The sequence below is a fragment of the Pseudodonghicola flavimaris genome (assembly GCF_030164425.1).
GTDB lineage: Bacteria > Pseudomonadota > Alphaproteobacteria > Rhodobacterales > Rhodobacteraceae > Pseudodonghicola > Pseudodonghicola flavimaris.
Genome location: NZ_JASNJD010000004.1, coordinates 320974 through 341886, shown reverse-complemented (window position 1 = coordinate 341886; position 20913 = coordinate 320974). Strand labels below are relative to the sequence as shown.

Below are 20913 nucleotides of genomic sequence, written 5' to 3'. Positions count from 1 at the left end.
CGTCTATTTCGGCATTCTTGGCCTTGATCCGCGCACGGGTGATCAGGTCGTATTCGCGCAGGCTGCAGCGCCAGAATTCGGCCGGGTCAAGACCAAGCTCAACCCAGCCGGACCACAGGCGCGGCCAGTCTACACGGTCGCGTTTCCCGCCTCTTCGGCCTCATCCTCTGCGGCCGTCTCATCAGGATTGAGGAAGGGGAAGGCAGATTGCAGCGCCTCGGTCATATAGGACGAACCCGCATTGGCGCCGCCGATGGCGTCCAATACGTCCATCGCCTCTTCCAGCTCCACCCCGGCCCCATCGTTCAGACAGGCCGCCCAGACCTGCACCACCAGGCTGACACCGCCCTCTCCACGAAACAGCTGTTCGAGAATATCGCCCATCTCCTTGCCGAGGTCCTTTTCCAGCCGCACCTGAGCGCGGATCGACACCTTCAGCTTGTGGGTCTTCTTGCCCAGCTTCACCGTCACCGTGCTGATCATGCCGTTGCCCCTTCGGTCCAGGTGATCAGGCCGCTCGGCCGGAGCTTCAGATCGGTCATCAGATCGCCGTCCTGGTCGGTCGCCGGCATGCCCGGATTGACATAGGCCCGATATTCGAAGGTATCGCCCGCCACCTGGGCCCCCATCGCCGGCAGCTTCACCCGGAAATAGACCAGGGTGCTGGCCGCCTTGTAGGCCGAGGCCTGCGCATAGAGGGCTGTCGAGTAGAAACAGCTCAGCGTCAGCTCCCCCACATCGGTCAGACCGACGCCGTATTCCTTCGTCCGGCCGGGGCTGTCGAGCGAGGTGCGATCCCGGTATTCGGGGTTTTCTTCGGGAATGCCCACGGTCTTGCAGCCGGGGATGACCACATAGTCGGCATCCGCACCGGTCTCCGACCATTCAATGTCGCAAAGATCGGCCGGAATGACATTTTCAGCCATGCCTTATCCTTTCATCAGGTTGAGAGAGTGCCGGTTCCCCGGCGAGGTCAGGCGCGATAGCGCACCCAGAAATCCAGCATCTGCTGCCGGATCACATCGCCGCCGGTTTCCGAAAAGGAATCCCGCCGGGAGATTTCGCGGCAGCTGATCACAGCCCCGCCGCGAAAATCGGTCATCACCTGCGACAGCTGCCGGCAGATGGTAATGATTTCGCCATAGGTGGCGGCCGAGACCGTCACCTGAACCCGCGCGCCCTCGATATCGGCGCGATCTTTCAGCGAATAGCGCGTCACCGTGCTGACCCGCTGCAGGGCGATCCGCGGGTATCCCACATCGGCGCCGAAGGCGCCCCAGACCACCGGGTGACCCATGGTCTTGAGAAGGTCTTTCAGATCGCGTTCCATCAGCCCGCCGCCTTCGCAGCCTTACGCCTGGCGCGCTCAGCCGCCTTTTCTATTTCGGCCCAGACCTCACGCCGCAGCGTCTCCAGCATCTGATCCTGATTTGCATCCCAGGCCGGTCGCATGAACGGCCGCGCCGGCATGGTGCCGACCGATTTTCCGTTTTTCTTGTGCACCCGCTCCCCGGTGCCGAATTCGTAAAGGTGCGCATGGGGCGCATCGGTGCCGTCCGGCTGCACCGGCCCGACATAGAGCGTCACCAGGCTGCGGCCGCGATCTGCGCGGGCCTGGCGTGACTGGCGCGCGGTGAGTTTGCTGGTCACCTTCACCGTGAAGGGGCTGGCGGCATCGGCAGCCTTGGCAACCGGCTGCAGCGCCTTTTTCATCGCCCGGCGCATCACCCCCTTGGATGTGCCCCGCGCCAGCTCACCAAGCGCCCGCTCGATATCGCCGCCGCCCTCCAGCTTCATTTTCACAGCCATCAGACAGGCGCCTTCTTCACGTGCCAGGCGGTCAGCTCCAGCTCTTCCCGAAAGCCGATTTCCTTGACCCCGGAAATCTGCCAGTCGTGGCCGTCAAAGCGTAGCCGGTGCCGGCCATTGATCTGAGCGCGGCCCGGCAGCCAGGCCATCCTGAACCGCGCATCGGTGCGCTGTTCGACCGCCGCCGCCCGCAGCTTTTCGCCATCTGAGACCGGCTGATAGCTGGCCCAGACAGTCATCATCGGCAGCCATGCGCCGGGCACCATTTCCCCGGCGTCGTTTTCGGTCTCATCGGCGGCCAGAATGGAAATCCGCCGATTGTAAGCCTCCAGCCCCATCAGCTCCACCAAATCTTGTAAGGCGCGACCAGGCGGGAAATCGACAGCGGCACCTCGACCGGGGCGGCGCCGAAGACAACAGGCTCCCGCACCCGGTACAGGTGAGTGGCGAACAGCAGGATGGCATGGCGGATCGGCAGCGGCACATCCTCCGCCAACGCGCCGAAGCCCGCCACATAGGTGATCCGCAGCTTGTCGCGGGCCGGCCCGGCAATGCCCCAGCTCTCCACCGAGACCAGATAGCGGCCGCCCAGCTCGAACAGCTCCGGCGCCACCACATCGGACCAGGTGCCGTTTGCATCGACAATCTGGGCGCTCACCAGATCGGAGACCGGCGACAGGCCAAGCTCTACCGCAGCACCAGACGCCGGCACCGCAGCGAATGTCTCCTGCCAGGTCTGGCCGATCAAGGCACGGCCCAGCTCGCCATCCGGCCCGTCGAACTGCGCGACCGCCACATCAAGGCAATGCTGGATCTGCGCGTCATCCTCGCCGGCCTCAAGTTTCAGATGCGCCTGCAGCTGCGCCAGCGTCACCGGCGCCACCGCGGGCGCCACAGTCCTGATCAGCGACATGGCGGCGATCAGCCCGCGGCAGCCGGATCGGTGGCGGGAGCGGCGGCCGGATCGGTGGCGGCCGCGGCGGGCTGCACCTCTGCATCCAGCAGCTCGGCATAGCCCGCGCGGATCAGGTCGGCGCCAACTGCATCGGCAACGGTTGGCTCCTGATTGGCGGCAAAGCTGCCGGCCGGGCCGGCGCAGCTCACAAGGATCTTGATTTTCATCGGTCGGCTCCAACGACAGAAGGGGGGAGATATCCGGCGGGCCAGGCCAGCCCGCCGGAGGTATCGGCGCGATTTGCGTCAGCCGGATCAGGCGGCAGCCATCTGCAGCGTCTTGATCGCCTTGGAATGGCCCGGCGCACCGTCGATCCGATGCACCCCCATGATGCCGAGATTGGGGAAGAACTTTTCGCGCGCCACGCCGATCAGCGGGCTGCCCACCTTGCGGACGTAGTATTGCGCGAAGTCCCCGAAGGCGATGGGCTTGGCGCTGGCGCCGATCTGGGCCATGGCCTGATTGAAGCTGACGGGGCGGTTGTTCAGCGTGGCCGGCGTCCCCTTGACCACATCGCCATCCGACCAGATGTAGCGGCCGGCGGTGTCCTTGATCATCCGCAGCGCCTTCACGGTCTGATCGTGCATCTGGAACCGCACTTTCGGGCCGCCGCGATAGGCGGGATCCACCGAATGCTCCAGCTCCATGATATTGTCGAAGGTCAGCACACTGGCGGAGGTGGCGGTAAAGCCAACCTGCGCGCCGGTGACGAAGCCAAGCGGCTCATTGGTGCCGGTGCCCACGGTCAGCCAGCGGTTGCCCTTGCGGCCCAGCCGTTCCCCGATCAGCATGCCAAGCAGCGCCTCGAAGCCGAACGCGCTGTCCTGTGCCAGCTCGAAACTCCATTTGATCCAGGGCGTCACCATCGCATGGGCCAGCAGCTGGGTCTTGTCCAGAACGATATCGCCGGACCCATCGTCAACGCCCTCATCCCCTTCGGTATGGGCATTCGCCTCTTCCTCGGTGTCATCCACCTTCGGCAGATCGAACGGGGCTCCGGTCCCCAGGTTGATTTCGGTGGCGATGCCCGGATCCATCATCGGGCCATGTGCGGCCGCGGCCTTGTTGATTTCGGAGGACAGGGTGGTGGGCACCAGGAAGCCACCGCCGGCACCGGTGCCGGTGGTCTGGGTCCGCAATTCACGGGCGCCGGCGCGCAGGGCGGCGCGGGCTTCCTTGTCCATTTCGGACAGATCGGCGCCGCTGGCGAGATACTGGCGGAAGGCTTCGCGGTATTCCTCGCCCACATCGCCGGCCGGGGTATGGCTCAACCCATCCTGCCCCGGCCGCCGCGCTTCGCGCTCTTCGCGTTCGTTCTGCTCCTGGCGCTCCTCGGCCTCGCGCTTGGCCTTGGCGGCGCGCTCTTCGCGGTTCGCATCCGCGACCAGGCCATCGTATTCATCCATCAGCTTGTCGAACTGGTCGTTCGCCGCGCGGGCCTCTTCCTTCGGCGTCTTGTCGGTGATGCCGTCACGGATGCCGGTCGCCTCGGTCAGAACTTTCTGCGCCTTTTCGCGCAGCTCTTTGATCTTCGACATGGTGTCGTTTCCTTTCAGATCAGATTTCGGAAAGCTGCGCCGGCCCAGGGCGCGGGAAGATGGGCGGTCGGTCAGCTGAGACCGGACAGACGCATGCGCATCTGCATGGCGCGGCGGAAGAACTCCGCATCCAGGCCGAGGGCGGCAGTCTTCGACCGCAGCCCGATTTCGGTGCCCTCATAGGCTGGATCGGTCACAATGGAGACGTCATAGAGGCGCACCGACTGGATGGTGCGCACCGCTCGCGCGCCGGTTTCGTCCCAGGTCTCCTTGTCGGCAACGAAGGCGAAGCTCATCTTCGACAGATCGCCCCGCTTCATCTTCGGCAGGATGCGCTGCACGTCCGGGTCCGCGGCGTCCAGCGCAGTGTCCACCCGCAGCCCGTGCTGATCCTCGGTCAGCGTCAGCGTGCCCGAGCTGGTGCGGGCCAGCGGCAGGCCGCCGTGGTTGATCAGGAACGTCACATCGTCGCCGCGCGTCAGCGCCTCGGCAAAGGCGCCGCGCTCGATCAGCTCGACCCAGCCCCAGCTGTCCAGCGGGCCGATTTCGGTCTGCGCCCCGAACACCGCGGCATAGCCGGTCACATTGATCAGATCGCCCTCGGCCGCGCGCAGCTCAACGGGCGCGGAGGCGCAGAAACGCACCTCGCGTTGCGGGTCGCTCATCGCGGCCTCCTTCGGTCAGTTGTCGGTCTGGTCTTCCGGGGCGCCGTCATCCGGCGTCGCAGCCCCGTCGCTGGCGGGATCGGCAGCCGGTGCGGTCTTGGCAAAGGCTTTGCCGGCCAGCTCGATCGGCACCGTCGCCCCCTGCACCAGCAGCACATCGCCGCCGTCCAGCGGCGCGCGGTTCTCCAGCGCGCGGCCCTCATTCGGTGTCATCAGCCCGTTCTGGATCGCTTTCACAATCGCCTCGATCCTGGTCTTGAAGTCACCCCGCATCATCGCATCCAGGTTCAGCTTGACGTAACGCCTTGAGGTGCGGCCGAAGATTTTCAGCGTCAGCTCCTGCTCGAACTTCTTCACCCAGCGCCGCAGCGTATGCTTGACCAGGTGCAAATCCTGATGCTCGATGTTGTTGTAATTGCCCTTCGACAGCTCCTGCAGAAACACCGGCGGCAGCTGATAGATGCGCGCCACCTGCCCCACCGCGAAAATCTGCACCGGTGTCAGCTGCATCTTGTCCGGGTCATCCCCGAGCCGTTCCAGATCGTGACCGGCCGGCAGCGGCAGCACCGGCTTGCCCTCCCGCGCAAAGCGCATCGTCACTTTCATCAGGTCTGCCGCCGCCCGCATCATTTCCTTGCCGGCCGCAAACGGGCCTTTCAGCACATAGGGCGGCACCCCGTTCTTGCCGAAGACCGTCAGCGCATAGCGGTTTGCGTTCAGCCCCTGGCGGATCGCGGAGGCGCAGGTCTGGACCGGGTTGTGATGGTTGACGTGATCGGCTTTCAGCAGAAAGGCAATGTCGATCACATCCGCGCCGGCATAGGTCTTCACCTTCCCGGATGGCTCCCGGTAGTCGTAGAAGAGCCGCCCGTTCACCTTGCGCACCGTGGTGCGCTGATACTCCATCGGAAAGAGGTTGATCACCTTCCCCTGCCGGTTGCGCTCCACATAGGTGTAGGCCCGGCCGGGACCGAAGACCTCGGCAAAGAATGTCTCGCGCCAGGTGAAAGAGGTGGTGGTGTCATTCACCGCCGCGCCCAGCACATCCGCAACGCCGCCCGTGATCTTCTTGTCGCCGCCGTCACCGGCGGTTTTCTCGAAGACCTCGACCGGCAGACCGGCCATGGCGGCAGACAGAAAGTTGATCGCGGCCCAGACACCCGGCAGCGACAGCGCCTCTTTCATGCTGACGCCTTCCGGGACACCTCCGGTCAGCACCTCGGCAATCTCGGCCTCGCCGCTTGCCATAACCACCTCGGCGCGCGCCTCCACGGCTTCCGGCTCCGGGCGCCGCCGGAAGCTCAATCCAAATCCCATAGATCATCCTCCAGCGAAAACCCGTCATCGGCCCAGGGCGAGACCTCCTGCACACCCCGTTCCCGGCAGAGCGCCATCCCCGTTGCCATGCCCAGCGACACCATGCCGTCAATCCGGCCGTGTGCCTTTTCCTTGTCGAACATGCGATGCCCGGTGCGGTTCTCCGCATAGGTGACCGAGGCCGCCATACTGTCCAGCAGCGGGTTCTGCGCCACCGTCAGCCGGCCATCGTAAATCGCATTCTCCAGCTTGTTGATGCTGTCCGGCATCCACAGATAAACCTCGACCTCCTGCCCCGGGTTGGTCGGGTCCGGTATCTTGTCCAACACCCGTTTCTGATACCCTTGGGGGTGGATTTCCGTGGGCAGCACCAGGCCCTTTTCCGTCAGGCTGTCCTTCAACCGCTCCAGCCCGTATTGGTCGCAGGCGATCACCTCCGGGGCGTAGCGCGAATTCAGATCGGCCAGCGCATCGGCCAGCCAGGGGTATTTCAGCCGCTCGCCCGGCACCGCCTCGATATGGCCCTGCTGCGCCCAGAGATCATAGGGGGCCTGGTCGCGGCCGGAACGTTCAAGCAGGGTGTCCTTCGGCGTCCAGAACCACGTCTTCGCCGCCAGCTTCTCCGCATCTTTCGTCGCATCCAGCACCCAGACCAGCGTCAATGCCGAGAAGTCCCGCACCTGGCTGAGGTCGAGCCCACCAAAGCAGGGATAGCCCGCCTCGGTCAGCGCCTCCGGATCCACATCCCCACGGCAGGCCACCCAAGGCCCCCGCCGGATCGCGGCAGTGACCGATTGCGTCCACTGGCAAAAGTGCAGCCGGGCAATGCCATTGCGCTTGCCCGGCATCATCTTGGCCTGTTTCACCACTCCCTGCAGGTAGTCTTCCTGAATCGTGACCCCCAGCAGCGGGTTCACCTTGATCCAGCAGCTCGGATCGTTCTCCCAGTCGTCGCCCTCATCCAGCGAACAGACGAAAGCAAAGGTGCTGTCATCCTCGACCACCCCGGTCGCGACATTGACCGCATGCTGGTGCTCCTCCCAGCAGATCGATTTTTTGTCGGTGCCAGAGTTGGTCGCCATGCACAACAGTGGCTGCTTGCGGAACTTGAAGCCCCGTTCCAGCATGTCGATCACGTCGCGGTTCGGATGTTCATGCACCTCATCGGTCAGCGCGCAATGCGGCCGCGGCCCGGACTGCGCCTTTTCTGCCGACAGCGGGCGGAACTTGCGCCGGTCGCCGGTCCTGCCGGTATAGGTCAGCTGCCAGACCGGGTTTTCGCCCTGCTTGCTGACCTTGCGGGCCAGCACCGGCGATTGATCCACCATCGCCACCGCGTCCTGAAACAGGATGCCGGCCTGATCCTTCTTGGCCGCCGCCGCATAGACCTCTGCCCGCGGCTCGCCGTCGGCCACCATCATGTAGAGCCCGATGCCGCCCAGCATCGGGGATTTACCGTTCCCCTTGCCCTCTTCGTCATAGAACCGCGTGAACCGGCGCAGCCAGGCGCCGTGGGTCTCGTTGTACCGCTTCCAGCCGAACAGCGATCCGATGCGGAATGCCTGGCTGGGGTGCAACTGGAACGGCCGCCCCTCGAACTGGCCGCCGTTCAGCCGCAGCACCTTCGGGAAAAACTCAATCGCCCGCCTTGCAGCGGCCACATCCCATTTCAGCCCGCGCTGTGGCCCCTCGACCAGATCGCGCAGGTGGCGCGCCGCCGCAGCCCGGATGTAAGGCCCGGCCACGATCTCACCCGCTGCGACCTCCTGCGCCCAGGCCGTGACCGGGTCATCCGCATATGAGACCCGCGCCGCGGTGCCGGTCACGTCAGATAGCCCTCGGGGCTGTCGGGATCGGGGAAATTGAACCCGAGCTGCCCGCCGCCTGAAAGACCCCGCTCCGCCGCCGGGGTCATGCCGAAGTCATTCGCCAGCCCCCTGATCTGGCGGAACGTCTCGTTCAGCTGCGCCACCTCCGGCCGGCTCTTGATCTGGGTGCCGTTGCGGGTCTCGCTCTCATAGGTCTCGCCCAGCTCCTCCAGCTCCAGCGTCAGCCGCTCATGACGCAGCACCGCAGCGCAGAGCTGGCGGAACATGAAAACATTCGTGGGCTTCAGCCGATCCACGGTCGGATGACAGAGCGGCAGCGCCAGACGGTCGAAGGTCCAGCGCAGCTGCTCCGGCATGCCTTCCGGGCGCAGCTCCTCCAGCCGGGCGCGCGCCCGCTCTTCCAGATTATGAAGCTGCGCCCCTTCCTCGGCGAAGGGCACAACCCTTTCCTCTGTCGGCCGGCGTCCCCGCATGTCCCTGCCTAACCCTCTCTTTCCATGTGGCTTTTTCTATTCAATTCCGGCTTCGCGCACGGGAAGGTTCCCCCTCCGGTTTCCAGCCCGGCCGGGTTTCCTTCGGACCCTCCCCCTCCCGTCCGGAAGGCTGCGGATCAGCGGTTTGCCGGGTGGTTCGGATCGAGCGGCCAGCCATCCGGCCCGCGCTCTTCCGAATAACCTCTGGCCTCCAGCCGCTGCTTGTTCCGGTCGTGATCGTCCGGGCAGAGCGTCTGCAGATTCTCCGGATCGAGGAACAAGGCCCGGTCGCCCCGATGCGGCACGATGTGATCCACCGCCAGGAACCGCCGGCGTGGATTGGTCTGTCTCTCGCCCGAGGCGGTCAGCGAGCCATCGTTGACGATGCCCCGACGCAGGCAGGCCCGGCAGAGCGGTTCCCGCGCCAGGTGCTGCGGCCGCAGCTGCCGCCGCCAGGCCGAGAGGTTGTAAAGCTGGTGATAGTCACTCCGGGTCGTCATCCGCGCCCCCAGAAACGCAAAAGCGCCCGCCGGTTTCCCGTGGGCGCAGGTCTTGATGATTTCTCCTGCCTAGACTGCGGCTGAGGTTAGCGTCAATCCCCTTTTGTTCTCATCGTGACGATTGCCCGACAGCCCGCCGGCCCGGTCATCCGATCCAGGGCCGCGGCCAGCGCCCCGGTCAGGCCGCGCAGGGTGTCGCCATAGACCGACCAGCCATATGCGCGCAGCACATCGCTCAGTGCCTGATCCTCCAGGCAGACCAAATCCACCAGCTGCCGGTCGGGGATCGCCACCCGGGTGCCCCGCGCCGAAGGCCGCACCCGACGCACCGCCATTGCCACGCCTGCGCCGATCCGGCGGTGCAGCCAGGCGATCTCCTCACGATCCCGCAACACCGCATCCATGAATCCACCGCCCTGCCCGCTGCCGCCGGAGCGCACCGCCTCGATAGACGAACACCTGAGCCCGGCGCAGGCGTGACGCTCCACCAGATCGCGATAGTGCCGGCCCATGGCGATCTGCCCCGGGCTGAGCGGCACCGGCTTGCGCGCCCGCGCCGCGCTGGCCGCCATCCGGTCGAACACATCGGCATTGCAGATCGCCGCCCGCCCGAGGTGCCCGGCATCCTTCACCCGGTAGCCTTCCGCCCCATCCGGGTAGAGCCGCCGAAGCTGGACCAGCCGGAACGCGCCACGTGCCGGCGCCTCCGGGATATCCGGCCCGCATTGCTCCGGCACCCGGCCGCGCGCCTTCACCGCGGCGATCCGCGCCGCCTCTTCCGCCTTACGCCGCGCAAGCCGCGTGTCATGAACGCTCATTCGCCTGTCTCCCTGTCATCGCCCGCCGCCATCAACGCAAGGCATTCGGTTTCGTTCCGGTCGTACCAGGCCAGCCACTGCCGTTGATCGAGGCTGGCGCTGTCGTAATCGATCTGCCGCCGCACGATCTCGCGCATGCGGCGGTTCTCTTCGGCCTCCTGCCGCAGCCGGCCGAGGTCATAGCGGGAGGGCGGCGGGCCGAGCCGCCGCGCCAACATGAAAAGCTCGACGTGATAGCCCTGGTCCCGCGCCGCCCGGCCCATGGCGCTGGTCATCAGCGAAGCCACATAGTCCGACTGCCGCGCCGGCGGCGGCTGGATGCGCAAGCCCCAGCTCTTCAGCGTGACCTCTTTCGGCCAGCGATCCACCTGCCGGCCCTGCGCGTGGCGCGTCACCAGCTCCGCCAGACCACGCAGCGACCGGTCGGACATATGGGTCAACGCCCGGCAAAGCCGCGCCCGCATCTCCTCATAGCCCGCCACCGTCATCCCGCCCGGCCGCTGCATCCCCGCCGCCTCCAGCGGCGCAAACAGCAAAGCCCGCACCCGGGCCGGACCTGACAGCGCATCGCGCTCCGCTGTCCCTGCTCTCTCAGCCTGATGTCGATCGGTCTGCATCCCGCGGTCCTTTCGTCATTCCAGGCGCTTCCGCCTGTTTCTGTTTCATGTCTTTTGGTTTCTTTTCCTTTCAGACGGGACAAAACCGGACAAAACCTGTCCGCAAACTGTCCCGTTCTGTCTTCATTCTGTCCCGAGACTGTCCAAGACTGTCCTTGTGACGGAATGGGACAGTTTCTCAGCGATGCCTGCTCATGAGATTGAGGCCCTCGCGCACCAGGGCTTCAGTCCGGTTTCGCCCCGCATGTTCCGCCTGAAACCAGCGGTCGAGCCAGGACAGAACGCTTTCGTCGGCCGCCATCTGGCTGGACCCACCGACCTTGAGGATTTGCATCTTCAACCGCTCGAACCGCTTGCGTTCGCGGGCAGCTTCAGAGGCCTCAAGATGTTTCTGGCGGCGGCCAATCGCCTTGACCGCGATTTCGGTCACAACCGGATGCGCCCAACGGATTTCCCCTTCGCAATTGGTCAGCTGCCATTTGTGCAGGGGGGTGATTTCCCGTTTCAGCAGGCTCTGCCAAACCGCCAGGTCCAGCCCCAGAAGCCGCGCCAGCAACCGGTCATCGGTGGGCAGGGTCCCCACCGGCGCCTCGTTCTGAGCCACCATGAAGAGATCGAGCCCATAGGCCCGCACGTCCGGGTCGGCCAGAAGACGGAAGCTGCTGGACAGCCAGCGATTATGGTGGAACTCCACAAAGAAATGGCTCTCCAGCCGCTCCTCGCGGGAGATGGGATACTCCGGCACGTCACCGGCCTCGACCGGGCGCAGATGCGCATTCGCCGGGATCATGAGGTCACCCCCAGAGCCCGATCCAAAGTCCCCGCGCACCGCAGCTCGGCCACCACCGCCCGGGCGAACCCCGCCGGCGCGGTTCCCTGCGCCTGCATGTCCTCCACCCCGAGCCCGTCCCGCAGGGCCGCGATCACCTCACAGAAGCGCGGCAGCTGGCCGGGAAATTCCACGACGTTCATTCCCATTCCTCCCAGGGCGCGGCCGGCAGGGTCACCCAACGGCAACCCTCGCCCACCGGCGAGAAGGACCCGCGCACAGGAACCCGGACAGAAACCCGCCCCGGCAGCTTGCCCGGCACTCGCAGAAACCCGCCCGGACGTTCCAGCCTCGGGATCGGGCGCATGACCGGCGGACGGCCCAGAAGATCGGCTTCAATGGTCATGCGGCCCTCCGCAGCTGATCCTGAAAGAAGGCCGGTGCGCCGGGGTCGGTCAGCATGATCAGAAGCGCCGTGTGGCTGGCGGGCGCAGTGACCGCGCCCCACCAGTTCAGTGCGGTCTGAAAGCTGACATCGCAGAACAGCGCCACCTCGCGCGGGCTGGAGAAGCTGTTACGGAAATAGGCGGACCACAGATCGGCCGCCCCAGCCTTCAGCGCGTAGGGGTCCAACCGATTTGACCAAGAGCTTAGCCCTGCCCCGAGTGTATCCCCGGGACATGGAGCGTCGTTGTTCACAATCAGGGTTAGGCGAGGGCGGGTCATCTGGCCCCCTTTCCCGCAGGGAGGCTTGCGCAAGGGCGCTTGGTCGCCATCACGCAGCCTCCTGCCGAGCCCGGCCCTAGACCCACTCGATGGGCCAGAACCGTGATTTGAAGGGGAGTGTCTTTTGTATTCATGCCTCCTTATCGGGTAACTTTACCCATTTTTGCAAGGGTAAACTTCCCGATACTCGATTCAGCGGAAACTGGGTAACATTCCCCAATGGTGGATGAGAGCGAACGATTTCTGGAAGGGCTGCGTCGCGTCATGGATGCGCGGGGGCTCAAGGACACCCCGCTGTCTCTGGCTGCGGGTCTCCATCAGTCCTTCATCCGAGACCTGAAACGCGGCAAGGCAGCATCCCCTAAGCTCTCCTCCGCCGTGCGGATCGCGAACGCGCTGAACATGACCGTCGAAGACATCATGAACTGGGCGGACGGCCCTATGAAGGGTCTCCCAACTGTCGCAATCGCCGGCACCGTCGGCGCTGGAGCGCGAGTGCCGCTTTTCGATGCATATGAAAAAGGCGACGGACCTCAGGTCGAGTGCCCACCGGGCCTCTCACCTCATGGCATCGTGGCTGTTGAGATCGAAGGCGACAGCATGGAGCCTATCTATTCCGCAGGCGATCTCCTGTTTTACACGCGCGAGACCCATGAAGGCGTCCCCGATGACGTGGTCGGACATCGCTGTGTCTGTGAAGATGACGAGGGCATGGGCTGGGTGAAGCAAATCAAACCTGGCGATGAGCCTGGTTTGTTTCACCTAATTTCCCTAAACCCCGGTGCGACGACGATGTGGAACAAGCGATTAAAATGGGCCGCACGGGTGCGTCTGCACTGGCCAAACGAACTGGCTCAAAAGTCATTCTGAAAGGCCAGTCGGCAGGGAAAATCCCCCCCCCAGGAAGACCGTCCAAGTCTCTCCCCCCGACTGGCCCGCTTAAGGCCCCGCACAACGCAGCATGCAGCTCGATACATGCCCAAAGGCCTTGGCTCTCACCCATAGCCCTAGCTGCCACTGGCAAGCCCGCCAGGCACCCCTCCCACCTTGCTACAAAACCGCTGGCACCGATCTATTGCGAAGCAAGCTCTCTATCAAACTTCAGTATATCTCTGGTGAGATTAATCTTAGAGATCGAGACACTTAGAGCTCGAGGATCCCCACGAAAAGCAGGTTGTCTCGTCAAAGGGGAGCATAGCTCAATACGGACCTCGCCCTCACCGACCGCATCAAACACAAACACCACATCCCTAAATTTCATACCACCGACCTCAACCACTTCAGTGACCCTTCTGTCATATAGCCTTCCATCGACTTTGACATGAAATGCCTCGAAAACATTCATATCCACAAAGAAAGCAATCCGAACAGAAACGCTCAGAGGCCCACCTTCGGGAAGTTCCACTGAAATCGGAAAGTTCTCATCCATCCCCATCCAGACAAAACTTTCAGGAACACCATCAACTGTCTCAACTGAATATCTTCGGGCAAACTCCCGATCATAGTTCACAACATCTGCGGCAGATAGCTCAGCGACCGCTTTGCCGCCACCTTCTTCAAGAGGAATGGTCCTAGGCGTGGCACTTCCTGGAAGCCCAAGCTCAACGAGCTCAATGGACCTAACAAAAATCCCCAGCATTCTTGCGTCATCAGAAATACCAAGCTCTTGAGGGCTGTGCATGCAATTAAAAGAAAACTGCATCTCCATCTCCTCATGAGCATTACCCTGAATCTCCAAGAAAATCTCTGATGCATTTCCATCCATCACAGGAAATGTCAAATCTTCAGCGCCAGTGCAAGAAACATGTAAGACAACCCTCTCCGCACCCGGCGCATAAAATGGTATGAAGTTAATTTTAACGCCAAACTCCCTTGAAGCAATACATCCAAACCGGATAGACGCATTCCTTTCTGTGATCCAAATGCCATCTCCCTCAGGGCTTGCAGCGAAGCCCCTCGCACTGTAATCAGACACAAAACTATCCGTTGGAACTATTGGGTTGTCGATCCGAAGGCTCTTCTTAATTGCAGGATCTTCATCCTCCTCAGCCCCAGACCAAGCATTGTACGGCAAACTGTCCCATTGGAAATTTTCATCAAAAAACTTCCATCTACCCTTAACTCTATTCGCACAACGCCCCCAAACATCCTGACCAACGCCGGTCATAGAGTTAACGTCTTCACCCGACCTCCAATGCCACTGCGACGCAACCCTATAGGTAAAAGCAGGTTCATTACTTTGCAGCACACATCCATAAAAATAGACATCTTCCGCGACCTCAAGCTCTGGATCGGCCTGCTGGCATGAGTTTAGGAATGTCTTCCGATCACATATCCACGTGTTGCTCTGAATAAAGTTATCAAGATTAAAAAATCGATCCCTGTTAAATGGATCAAAGAAATGAAGCTCCCTCCGCTCCTCGATAATCTCGCCGAGCGGACCATTAAAATTCGGCGCAGTTACAAAATCTCCATCCTCGTGAAATTTAACCACCCCGCCGTAGACAAATTTCTTTTTACTCTCGTGCGCACGGTTAATCAAAGTTGCGATGCAGTTAGTGTGAATTGTATCGTCATCATCCAAAAGCCCAATGAAGCCACCGCGCGCGGCTGTGGCTCCCTTAAGAATTGGCGTACTCCGAAAGCCATTATTCGGGGAGGTTAAGTAAGTGACATTAAACTCGGGATCATCAGAACCACCTACGAGGGAGCACAAATCTTTGACATCGTCCCGCCCCTTGTAGTCGACCACAACCGCCTCAAGGGGACGATAAGACTGCAAGTACAAACTATTCAAGCTTCTTTTCAAGAAGTCTATATTTCGGCCACCCGTTCTAACAATGATTGAAACGAGGTCACTTCCCTTCTTAGAGCCTCCGCTTGATCTTTTACTCAAGTTCCGGACCGGCCTGCGGGTAAAGCCTTCAGCCTCAGACACATCTTCAGAAAACTCCAGAACCTTCGGAATAAGTACATCCAGAGACCAATCCCTCTCGAATATCTCTCTTGCTGCAGCCGCCCGCTCAAGTTCAATCTTAGGGTTAGTCAATATCCCATCAAGGATATGCAAGATCTCATCGCCAGCGCCATTAAGATCTCCGCTATCAATAATGTGAATAGTGTCGCCAAAAACCTCACGCGCAAACGGAATGTTATCCGATATAATCGAGGCACCAACGGATGCAGCTTCGAACAGCCTCATCGAAGGAGTATTCGCACGTCTGTGGGCTGCCTTGTGAACCGCCAAGGCGACACCCGATTCACATATCCTATTGAACATGGATTTCCCATCCAGAGGAATAGTACCCCGATGAGCTTCCGCAAAGTCAGACCAGCTTTCCTTTGGACCATATACGTCCAGCACCTTCTTCTGAGACAGGCGGGAAAACAAACCGTTATGCCGAGCACCATCCCAATGAACCCCAGCGTAGAACAGAGACCTCAACTCCTTCACTGAAAGCGAGGACTTTGGAGAGGATGGAAGAAAACGAAAGCTGCTCCGAAGCTTGTTCGTCCCGGTTGAGAACCACAGATCATCGAGGAATTGGGCTACCTTGCTTGAGCCAACCAGGTAACCATCATAGCTCATTATCGACTTTAACCTATACGGATCATTCTCAAAAAACTCGGGAGGACTCCACATCACACCCAACGTAGGGTGCCCAGTGATTTTCCTTGAGAATTCATGACTACAAAGAACGACATCTGGATTATAGTCATTTATCTCATCAGAGGTCACAACAACCCTGCAGTCCACGTCGATAGCACTGCAAGATATCAAGAATCTTTTGAGAAACTCTCGCTCCGCCGAAAAGGCGAGATTGGGCCAAGACTCGATAAAGGCGATCTTTTTACGTTTTTGCATAAGCGTGCTTCACAGTGTTCGCAGTGTTCACAGTTTAGACAACTCGGTCATCACAGGCGCCAGAGCTTCAATCTTCCGTATCTCTGTGTCACTGAGCTCATCAAATCGCCGCTGCGGCTTTCCCTTATTGTACTCGCCGTACATTGATTTGTTTTCCTCGTACCTTTCCACAATAGAGCGAGCGACATCCTCGTTTACCGGAAGGCCGAAGTTGTTAGACATTCCAACGATTATTTCCGTGGGGTCATCGAAGAGACGCTCGTACTCGATTATGTAAGGGGAACCCTTCAGGCTTCGAATGAGACATTTCTCATACCACGCAATGGACGCAGCCGTCTCCTCTATATTGTAAGTTTTAAATCTTGGATTCTCCATATGACGCTCATTTTCTGAAGCATCGACCAGAGCGAGAGCAACATCAGCCGGATGCCTTACGCTCACTACCAGTAAAACGTCGCGCACTCGAACTTTCTTCAGAACCTCATCCTGAAGGTATCCATGCGTTTTAATAATGACCGGTACCGCATCATCCGTCGCGTCACCGCTCTTCAATGCTTCGTTTGCGGCCGCTGTTAGCTCTTTATCACTTCGAAACAGCCTTCTCGCCAAGACCTGATCGAAAGCTTCTTCAGAATCAATCCTTTGGGAAAAAGCGTAGTTAGCTGCCGCCATTATAGAGGTCAACTGGAATCCAGCGGTCGTCGCTGATTTTTGCGCGCCGGAGGTTATTATTAGCATCTACTCACTCACTGCCGATAATCTTGCCCTATTTCACTTAGATCACATCAACTCTACCTTCTCCTGGTTTCTTTCCTTCCCCCTTCGAAAAATTCAAAACTCTTAGCGGCCATCCATTGCGGCTGACCCTCGTGATTCAGCCTTTGGATATTAAGCTCTCCAGCTTCGTTTTCTGAGATGTAGACAAGCCTGTCCATCGGGATGTAGCAGACAGTTTCATCTGCGAGCAGCACTCTTATCATCATCAAATCTCCATTAGTCACACGCATAGAAGGCACGCCCTTGACGCACCTTTTTTACCGTCCACGCTTTACGAGAACACACCTATATCGCCTTCAGCAGATCAAGGAAATATTCCAACCTCGATTCGCCCTCAGTCTTCCACCGATTCCTTTACAACCTTACCCCGCAAAGCCTGACGTGTGTCAATAATTTTGAGGAAATACCATTCACTCCAAGAGGGAAGAACACTCCCCGCGATGGCCTTTGTGCAGAGAACATTCCCGCCAACGATTTCTAAATTTACCATTTAAAATCAAATAGTTAAATTCTCCAAGACCCCCGCAAATCGACCCGGACTGCACAACTTCATAGCGCCACCTACATCAACAGCGCTTGCTGCCCATTAGGCACAACTTACATCATAATAGATATCCAAATTATTACACCTGAGACATGTGCCAATTGTGGTCTCGCACCTTACACTGGACCACCATAGGAAAATAAGAAACGTACCGATAGGCTCTCATAACGGCGTCATTCCCAACAGAATGCGGAATTCTTACAATTATCATCCACCTAAGAATTTCCTATTTTACATACACTTAGCACAGGACCTCTGCCGTGGAAGTGCTGCCCTTGCGATCGTCCTGACCTGGTGGTCCTAATCGCAAATGGATTACCTAAAACAGCCCTTCCCCAAAAGCCTTCTCAATCCAAGCCGGCTCTTCATTTCCTCAACGCTGAAAGCCGCCCATCCTAGTTCTTCATCTCCGCCTCGCGGCTCAAGCATTACATGTGTGGAGGAGCTGTGTTCAGGTGGCTGCCAAAGCGGTATTCGTCGACTACCCAGGGCGTGATACTGTTTTGCCCCGAGAAGCAAAAATAGAGAAACAGACACGGACGTGCATTACCAAAAGGATAGAGCGTAGGAAGACCCTTCGTTGAGTTCGCCTGTGTCCAGCCCATCGAGTTCATGTTCGGTCACCCCAAGACCTGACATAATGTCACAGTCAGTTTCGCCAGTTTCTTCAGCGGTACCATCCTCGCCGCCGCTTTGGTCACGCTCTCGCCATGAGTGAAAATAAACGCTCACCCTGAGGTCGATCAGAATACGCAAAGCCGTGCCAAAATGGGTATACTTACCCAATCTTACCCTTGACTAGGGTAAATTTACCCATTTAGGTTATTCGCATCAACCTGATGGAGGATTGACATGCAAGACGAACCGAAGAACGTCCTGGCTGATGCCAGGCACATCGTGCGCAACCCTGAAGATCACATCGACCAGCCGGAGCTTTTCACCGCTGCCTGGGCCGCGCTCAAGGCCGGCCGCGGTCAGGGTTTCGACCCGGCCAGGCTGCGGCCGATGCATATCGTGGTCCGGCCCGAACCGGCCCCCGAGCCCACCGATCAAACGCTGGAACGCACCCGCGCGAAGATCCGCGCCATGATCGAGGCAAAGGGCTATCGGCCCAGACGCCGGGCCGCCTGACGGCCTCCCCCGCGCGGCCTGCCTGCGCGTCTATGACACCCGAACAGACGGCGCCGGATTTCGAGGATTGCCCCGCCGTCTCTCCCAAAGGTTCCGCGCCAAGTCTTGCAAGCGGTGCGGGGCCTCGCGCGGGCGGGCCAATCCTCCACCTTTCCTGCCCGTCCGCGCCCTTGTTTGAGGAGCCCCCATGCCCGAGCATCACGACATCCCCCGTTTCGCGCGCACCCTGCGCGATCTGCCCGAGGCAGACCGCCCCGACCATTTCGCCAGCGCGGTGATCGAGGGTGGCGGCACCTATGCCGTGCCCAGAACCGGCCGCGGTTTCGTGGTGCTACAGTACCTCGGGCTCCAGTCCAGCGGCCGCAACGAATGCGAGGCGATCCAGGCCTGGATCGACGCCGCCCTGCCGCAGGAAGCGGCCGCATGATCCAGATTGACCCGCAACGGCTCTATGCCCTGACCCGGGACATCACCGCCGCGCCGCTGAGCGACAGAACGGATGCCTTCCGGCGCGCGGGAGGCAAAGTGACTCCCCCGGGTGATGATCAATGGGACTATCTCAACACCCGTTGGTGGGTCGAACTGATGGAGCTGACGGCCTATGGCGACAGTCCCACCGAGGCGGTCTCTGCCTGGCTGAGACTGGCTCGCAGCCGCCTCGCCCAGCCCACCAGCATCCGCGCCACCGACCGGCGGCCCGATTGCCCCTACAACGGTCAGGGCCTTGCGCCCTGATCTCACCGGGGCGCGGCACGCTGCCACTCACGATACCGGCCGCGCCCCAAGATCGTTGCCCCGGCCAAACCATGCTGGGGATATGTCCCTGCCGAGAGGATCGATAGATGCCCGACACCCGCTCAGAAACCCGGATATTCGTTCGCGTGATCAACCTCGCCACCGAGGTCTTGGAAAGCGAGGAGATCATGGACCACGACAACCGCCGCCACCGCGCCACGCTGGAGGGGAGGCTGCATTGGGCCCTTCGCAACGGCCGGGCCGTCACCATCGGGCCAATGGAGGTGCCGGAATGACCCAACAACTGATCGCCGTCGATGCGAACGCCCTGGGCCAGGTGCTCAAACGGCTGGACACGCTGGAAACCCTGATCCGGGATGTGAAGCTTGTCGCTCGCGAAGAATGGGTCTCCATTCAGGAGGCCGCGCGCCTGCTGCAATGCGATCCCTCCACGATCCGCCGCAAGATCAATTCCGGCGAGCTGCAGGCCAAGGGCAGCGGCAAGTCTCGCCGTGTCCGGCTGGATTAACCCAGCCGGAGCGCGAGGTCATCGGCGCGCTCGTTATAGTAGGTCAGGAGCTGAGACAGGTTCCGGTGCCCCACCATCCGGGCCAGGTCCATCACATCCAGCTTCTTCGCCAGCCGGGTAATCGCCCAATGGCGGGAATCGTGAAAGGTCAGGTCTTCGACAGCCGCCCGGTCCCGCACCTTGCGCCAAAGCACATCGAGCTGGCGAGAGGTCAGGCCGAACACCGGGTCCTGCTCAGGCAGCGCCTCAAGCATCTTCACCGCAACGCTCGACAGCGGCACCTCCCGCGCCGTACCGTTCTTTGTCATCGGTAGCGTGACCACCCGCCGCTCCAGGCTCACCCGATCCCAGGTCATCCCGACGATTTCCCCCGCGCGCATGGCGGTTTCGCCGGCGAATTCGAAGGCATGGAAGGCCCGTGTGGTTGCTGTCGTCAGATCGTCCCCGGCCGAGAGCCGGAGGCGCGTCAGTTCCGCTTCGGTGGGCAGACGGTCCCGCCCGGCCGGCTCGGAAGGCTTGCGCACATCGGCCATCGGAGACTCGGCTACAAGCCCCCATTCCCGCCGCGCGACCGAGAAGACAGAACTCATCAGCACCATTTCACGGCGCACCGATCCCGGCGCCACCTCCTGCAACCTGCGATCCCGCCAGTCGGCAAAATGCGCCGGTTTCAGGTCACAAAGGGCGATCTCGCCTATTCTGTCCTGACCGAACCGCTTCAGGCGGACATCCTCCCAGCGCCAGCCGCGTTTCTTCACACTGACCTCGCGGGCGTATTTGTCGAAGAGCTCCCGCAGCTTCATCCGCGCGGCGATCTTGTCGCCGTTGAGGATCTCATATTCCCTTCGATTCGCCCAATCCTGCGCCTCGCGCTTGCTCGGGAGCACCTTGCTGTCGCGGACGCCCTTGCGCGAAACCTCTGCCCGCCAGCCTGTCTTGGTTTTTCGGAAGGTCGCCATGGAAATTACGCATCAGCCCGGAGTTGCGGAAAATATGCGTAACAGGATGCGCATTTTTGACGGACATCAGCAAGCGGGAAAGCCCAAGGCGCCCAGCAAACCACTGAATTTACTCAACTCTACCCGATGATGATTGTCGCTAAGCGGGATGATGGTGCCCCCACACGGACTCGAACCGCGGACCTACTGATTACAAATCAGTTGCTCTACCAGCTGAGCTATAGGGGCATATGCAGATCCCGGCGGGCCGGACTGCGGATGCTGGTGACATCCGCCTCTCCGTAGCGCAAGGGGCGCGGTGCCGCAAGCGTTCCCGGGGTGGCGATGGGCAGGAAATCTCCGGTCCGGCGCGCGCGC

28 protein-coding genes, 1 tRNA gene and 1 pseudogene are annotated in these 20913 nt (G+C 60.9%); 6 read left to right on the top strand and 24 right to left on the bottom strand.

Features of this window, described 5'->3' with window-relative positions; all coding sequences use genetic code 11:
• Nucleotides 1-28 precede the first annotated feature (28 nt).
• The 20 genes and pseudogenes from QO033_RS25285 to QO033_RS07950 all read right to left on the bottom strand — a co-directional run.
• Nucleotides 29-118: pseudogene (locus QO033_RS25285) on the bottom strand (phage tail assembly chaperone); the annotation flags it as partial.
• A gap of 11 nt (nucleotides 119-129) precedes the next feature.
• Nucleotides 130-483 (bottom strand): hypothetical protein, encoded by a 354-nt coding sequence (locus tag QO033_RS08040; protein ID WP_284480438.1) that lies wholly within the window; start codon nucleotides 481-483, stop codon nucleotides 130-132.
• On the bottom strand, nucleotides 480-926 hold the full coding sequence (locus tag QO033_RS08035) for a phage tail protein (protein ID WP_284480437.1): 447 nt from the start codon (nucleotides 924-926) through the stop codon (nucleotides 480-482). Before QO033_RS08035 ends, QO033_RS08040 begins: the two co-directional genes overlap by 4 nt.
• A 47-nt stretch (nucleotides 927-973) precedes the next feature.
• On the bottom strand, nucleotides 974-1330 hold the full coding sequence (locus tag QO033_RS08030; RefSeq protein WP_284480436.1) for a DUF3168 domain-containing protein: 357 nt from the start codon (nucleotides 1328-1330) through the stop codon (nucleotides 974-976).
• Complete coding sequence (locus tag QO033_RS08025; protein WP_284480435.1) at nucleotides 1330-1809, bottom strand: HK97-gp10 family putative phage morphogenesis protein; 480 nt, start codon at nucleotides 1807-1809, stop codon at nucleotides 1330-1332. The genes QO033_RS08030 and QO033_RS08025 overlap by 1 nt, the downstream gene beginning before the upstream one ends.
• Nucleotides 1809-2147: a head-tail adaptor protein gene (locus QO033_RS08020; protein ID WP_284480434.1), complete on the bottom strand. Its 339-nt coding sequence runs from the start codon at nucleotides 2145-2147 to the stop codon at nucleotides 1809-1811. The genes QO033_RS08025 and QO033_RS08020 overlap by 1 nt, the downstream gene beginning before the upstream one ends.
• Nucleotides 2147-2722 (bottom strand): head-tail connector protein, encoded by a 576-nt coding sequence (locus tag QO033_RS08015; RefSeq protein ID WP_284480433.1) that lies wholly within the window; start codon nucleotides 2720-2722, stop codon nucleotides 2147-2149. The genes QO033_RS08020 and QO033_RS08015 overlap by 1 nt, the downstream gene beginning before the upstream one ends.
• A gap of 8 nt (nucleotides 2723-2730) precedes the next feature.
• Nucleotides 2731-2931, bottom strand: a complete 201-nt coding sequence (locus QO033_RS08010) for a hypothetical protein (RefSeq protein ID WP_284480432.1) — start codon at nucleotides 2929-2931, stop codon at nucleotides 2731-2733.
• An 87-nt stretch (nucleotides 2932-3018) separates the two neighbouring features.
• Nucleotides 3019-4302: a phage major capsid protein gene (locus QO033_RS08005; protein WP_284480431.1), complete on the bottom strand. Its 1284-nt coding sequence runs from the start codon at nucleotides 4300-4302 to the stop codon at nucleotides 3019-3021.
• A gap of 71 nt (nucleotides 4303-4373) precedes the next feature.
• Nucleotides 4374-4967, bottom strand: a complete 594-nt coding sequence (locus QO033_RS08000) for an HK97 family phage prohead protease (RefSeq protein WP_284480430.1) — start codon at nucleotides 4965-4967, stop codon at nucleotides 4374-4376.
• Between the two features lie 15 nt (nucleotides 4968-4982).
• Entirely contained in the window at nucleotides 4983-6284 is a 1302-nt protein-coding gene (locus QO033_RS07995; protein WP_284480429.1) for a phage portal protein, read from the bottom strand.
• Nucleotides 6269-8110, bottom strand: a complete 1842-nt coding sequence (locus tag QO033_RS07990) for a terminase large subunit (protein ID WP_284480428.1) — start codon at nucleotides 8108-8110, stop codon at nucleotides 6269-6271. Before QO033_RS07990 ends, QO033_RS07995 begins: the two co-directional genes overlap by 16 nt.
• Nucleotides 8107-8553: a P27 family phage terminase small subunit gene (locus QO033_RS07985; RefSeq protein ID WP_284480427.1), complete on the bottom strand. Its 447-nt coding sequence runs from the start codon at nucleotides 8551-8553 to the stop codon at nucleotides 8107-8109. The genes QO033_RS07990 and QO033_RS07985 overlap by 4 nt, the downstream gene beginning before the upstream one ends.
• 170 nt (nucleotides 8554-8723) lie before the next feature.
• The gene (locus QO033_RS07980; RefSeq protein WP_284480426.1) at nucleotides 8724-9086 is read right to left on the bottom strand and encodes an HNH endonuclease; all 363 of its coding nucleotides are present in this window, start codon (nucleotides 9084-9086) and stop codon (nucleotides 8724-8726) included.
• Between the two features lie 92 nt (nucleotides 9087-9178).
• Nucleotides 9179-9904, bottom strand: a complete 726-nt coding sequence (locus tag QO033_RS07975) for a hypothetical protein (RefSeq protein ID WP_284480425.1) — start codon at nucleotides 9902-9904, stop codon at nucleotides 9179-9181.
• Nucleotides 9901-10521: a hypothetical protein gene (locus tag QO033_RS07970; RefSeq protein ID WP_284480424.1), complete on the bottom strand. Its 621-nt coding sequence runs from the start codon at nucleotides 10519-10521 to the stop codon at nucleotides 9901-9903. Before QO033_RS07970 ends, QO033_RS07975 begins: the two co-directional genes overlap by 4 nt.
• Before the next feature lie 178 nt (nucleotides 10522-10699).
• Nucleotides 10700-11311 (bottom strand): hypothetical protein, encoded by a 612-nt coding sequence (locus QO033_RS07965; protein ID WP_284480423.1) that lies wholly within the window; start codon nucleotides 11309-11311, stop codon nucleotides 10700-10702.
• Nucleotides 11308-11493, bottom strand: coding sequence for a hypothetical protein (locus QO033_RS07960; RefSeq protein ID WP_284480422.1), 186 nt, complete (start codon nucleotides 11491-11493; stop codon nucleotides 11308-11310). The genes QO033_RS07965 and QO033_RS07960 overlap by 4 nt, the downstream gene beginning before the upstream one ends.
• A complete protein-coding gene (locus tag QO033_RS07955) occupies nucleotides 11490-11696 on the bottom strand; it encodes a hypothetical protein (protein WP_284480421.1) in 207 nt (68 codons plus the stop codon). The genes QO033_RS07960 and QO033_RS07955 overlap by 4 nt, the downstream gene beginning before the upstream one ends.
• Nucleotides 11693-11923 carry a hypothetical protein gene (locus QO033_RS07950; protein ID WP_284480420.1) on the bottom strand — a complete coding sequence of 77 codons (231 nt, stop codon included), beginning with the start codon at nucleotides 11921-11923 and terminating at the stop codon, nucleotides 11693-11695. The genes QO033_RS07955 and QO033_RS07950 overlap by 4 nt, the downstream gene beginning before the upstream one ends.
• Before the next feature lie 312 nt (nucleotides 11924-12235).
• Between QO033_RS07950 and QO033_RS07945 the strand changes: the two genes are divergently transcribed.
• On the top strand, nucleotides 12236-12886 hold the full coding sequence (locus tag QO033_RS07945; RefSeq protein ID WP_284480419.1) for a helix-turn-helix domain-containing protein: 651 nt from the start codon (nucleotides 12236-12238) through the stop codon (nucleotides 12884-12886).
• Nucleotides 12887-13088: 202 nt separating this feature from the next.
• Here the strand turns inward: QO033_RS07945 and QO033_RS07940 are convergent, their stop codons facing one another.
• Both QO033_RS07940 and QO033_RS07935 read right to left on the bottom strand, forming a co-directional pair.
• The gene (locus QO033_RS07940) at nucleotides 13089-15881 is read right to left on the bottom strand and encodes a glycosyltransferase (protein ID WP_284480418.1); all 2793 of its coding nucleotides are present in this window, start codon (nucleotides 15879-15881) and stop codon (nucleotides 13089-13091) included.
• 27 nt (nucleotides 15882-15908) lie between these two features.
• Nucleotides 15909-16619: a sulfotransferase domain-containing protein gene (locus QO033_RS07935; protein ID WP_284480417.1), complete on the bottom strand. Its 711-nt coding sequence runs from the start codon at nucleotides 16617-16619 to the stop codon at nucleotides 15909-15911.
• A gap of 1435 nt (nucleotides 16620-18054) precedes the next feature.
• Between QO033_RS07935 and QO033_RS07930 the strand changes: the two genes are divergently transcribed.
• The 5 genes from QO033_RS07930 to QO033_RS07910 all read left to right on the top strand — a co-directional run bounded on the left by QO033_RS07930 (nucleotide 18055) and on the right by QO033_RS07910 (nucleotide 19597).
• A complete protein-coding gene (locus QO033_RS07930; protein WP_284480416.1) occupies nucleotides 18055-18333 on the top strand; it encodes a hypothetical protein in 279 nt (92 codons plus the stop codon).
• 187 nt (nucleotides 18334-18520) lie between these two features.
• On the top strand, nucleotides 18521-18760 hold the full coding sequence (locus tag QO033_RS07925; RefSeq protein WP_284480415.1) for a hypothetical protein: 240 nt from the start codon (nucleotides 18521-18523) through the stop codon (nucleotides 18758-18760).
• A complete protein-coding gene (locus QO033_RS07920) occupies nucleotides 18757-19068 on the top strand; it encodes a hypothetical protein (protein ID WP_284480414.1) in 312 nt (103 codons plus the stop codon). The genes QO033_RS07925 and QO033_RS07920 overlap by 4 nt, the downstream gene beginning before the upstream one ends.
• 107 nt (nucleotides 19069-19175) lie before the next feature.
• Complete coding sequence (locus QO033_RS07915; RefSeq protein ID WP_284480413.1) at nucleotides 19176-19364, top strand: hypothetical protein; 189 nt, start codon at nucleotides 19176-19178, stop codon at nucleotides 19362-19364.
• The gene (locus tag QO033_RS07910) at nucleotides 19361-19597 is read left to right on the top strand and encodes a helix-turn-helix domain-containing protein (RefSeq protein ID WP_284480412.1); all 237 of its coding nucleotides are present in this window, start codon (nucleotides 19361-19363) and stop codon (nucleotides 19595-19597) included. The genes QO033_RS07915 and QO033_RS07910 overlap by 4 nt, the downstream gene beginning before the upstream one ends.
• Here the strand turns inward: QO033_RS07910 and QO033_RS07905 are convergent.
• Together QO033_RS07905 and QO033_RS07900 are read right to left on the bottom strand one after the other, a co-directional pair.
• A complete protein-coding gene (locus QO033_RS07905) occupies nucleotides 19594-20556 on the bottom strand; it encodes a tyrosine-type recombinase/integrase (RefSeq protein WP_284480411.1) in 963 nt (320 codons plus the stop codon). The two genes, QO033_RS07910 and QO033_RS07905, sit on opposite strands and share 4 nt — an antisense overlap.
• 152 nt (nucleotides 20557-20708) lie before the next feature.
• Nucleotides 20709-20784 (bottom strand) — tRNA-Thr (locus tag QO033_RS07900).
• Nucleotides 20785-20913: the final 129 nt, after the last annotated feature.

Excerpts from the sequence above, each read along its gene's own strand:
- QO033_RS07930 (WP_284480416.1), top strand. The coding sequence starts at position 18,055 with ATGCAAGACGAACCGAAGAACGTCCTGGCTGATGCCAGGCACATCGTG.
- QO033_RS08020 (WP_284480434.1), bottom strand. The coding sequence starts at position 2,147 with ATGGGGCTGGAGGCTTACAATCGGCGGATTTCCATTCTGGCCGCCGAT.
- QO033_RS08015 (WP_284480433.1), bottom strand. The coding sequence starts at position 2,722 with ATGTCGCTGATCAGGACTGTGGCGCCCGCGGTGGCGCCGGTGACGCTG.
- QO033_RS07980 (WP_284480426.1), bottom strand. The coding sequence starts at position 9,086 with ATGACGACCCGGAGTGACTATCACCAGCTTTACAACCTCTCGGCCTGG.
- QO033_RS08010 (WP_284480432.1), bottom strand. The coding sequence starts at position 2,931 with ATGAAAATCAAGATCCTTGTGAGCTGCGCCGGCCCGGCCGGCAGCTTT.
- QO033_RS07975 (WP_284480425.1), bottom strand. The coding sequence starts at position 9,904 with ATGAGCGTTCATGACACGCGGCTTGCGCGGCGTAAGGCGGAAGAGGCG.
- QO033_RS07920 (WP_284480414.1), top strand. The coding sequence starts at position 18,757 with ATGATCCAGATTGACCCGCAACGGCTCTATGCCCTGACCCGGGACATC.
- QO033_RS08025 (WP_284480435.1), bottom strand. The coding sequence starts at position 1,809 with ATGGCTGTGAAAATGAAGCTGGAGGGCGGCGGCGATATCGAGCGGGCG.
- QO033_RS07995 (WP_284480429.1), bottom strand. The coding sequence starts at position 6,284 with ATGGGATTTGGATTGAGCTTCCGGCGGCGCCCGGAGCCGGAAGCCGTG.
- QO033_RS07945 (WP_284480419.1), top strand. The coding sequence starts at position 12,236 with ATGGTGGATGAGAGCGAACGATTTCTGGAAGGGCTGCGTCGCGTCATG.
- QO033_RS08005 (WP_284480431.1), bottom strand. The coding sequence starts at position 4,302 with ATGTCGAAGATCAAAGAGCTGCGCGAAAAGGCGCAGAAAGTTCTGACC.
- QO033_RS08035 (WP_284480437.1), bottom strand. The coding sequence starts at position 926 with ATGGCTGAAAATGTCATTCCGGCCGATCTTTGCGACATTGAATGGTCG.
- QO033_RS07925 (WP_284480415.1), top strand. The coding sequence starts at position 18,521 with ATGCCCGAGCATCACGACATCCCCCGTTTCGCGCGCACCCTGCGCGAT.
- QO033_RS07940 (WP_284480418.1), bottom strand. The coding sequence starts at position 15,881 with ATGCAAAAACGTAAAAAGATCGCCTTTATCGAGTCTTGGCCCAATCTC.
- QO033_RS08040 (WP_284480438.1), bottom strand. The coding sequence starts at position 483 with ATGATCAGCACGGTGACGGTGAAGCTGGGCAAGAAGACCCACAAGCTG.
- QO033_RS07970 (WP_284480424.1), bottom strand. The coding sequence starts at position 10,521 with ATGCAGACCGATCGACATCAGGCTGAGAGAGCAGGGACAGCGGAGCGC.
- QO033_RS07965 (WP_284480423.1), bottom strand. The coding sequence starts at position 11,311 with ATGATCCCGGCGAATGCGCATCTGCGCCCGGTCGAGGCCGGTGACGTG.
- QO033_RS07935 (WP_284480417.1), bottom strand. The coding sequence starts at position 16,619 with ATGCTAATAATAACCTCCGGCGCGCAAAAATCAGCGACGACCGCTGGA.
- QO033_RS08000 (WP_284480430.1), bottom strand. The coding sequence starts at position 4,967 with ATGAGCGACCCGCAACGCGAGGTGCGTTTCTGCGCCTCCGCGCCCGTT.
- QO033_RS07955 (WP_284480421.1), bottom strand. The coding sequence starts at position 11,696 with ATGACCATTGAAGCCGATCTTCTGGGCCGTCCGCCGGTCATGCGCCCG.
- QO033_RS07960 (WP_284480422.1), bottom strand. The coding sequence starts at position 11,493 with ATGAACGTCGTGGAATTTCCCGGCCAGCTGCCGCGCTTCTGTGAGGTG.
- QO033_RS07915 (WP_284480413.1), top strand. The coding sequence starts at position 19,176 with ATGCCCGACACCCGCTCAGAAACCCGGATATTCGTTCGCGTGATCAAC.
- QO033_RS07910 (WP_284480412.1), top strand. The coding sequence starts at position 19,361 with ATGACCCAACAACTGATCGCCGTCGATGCGAACGCCCTGGGCCAGGTG.
- QO033_RS07905 (WP_284480411.1), bottom strand. The coding sequence starts at position 20,556 with ATGGCGACCTTCCGAAAAACCAAGACAGGCTGGCGGGCAGAGGTTTCG.
- QO033_RS08030 (WP_284480436.1), bottom strand. The coding sequence starts at position 1,330 with ATGGAACGCGATCTGAAAGACCTTCTCAAGACCATGGGTCACCCGGTG.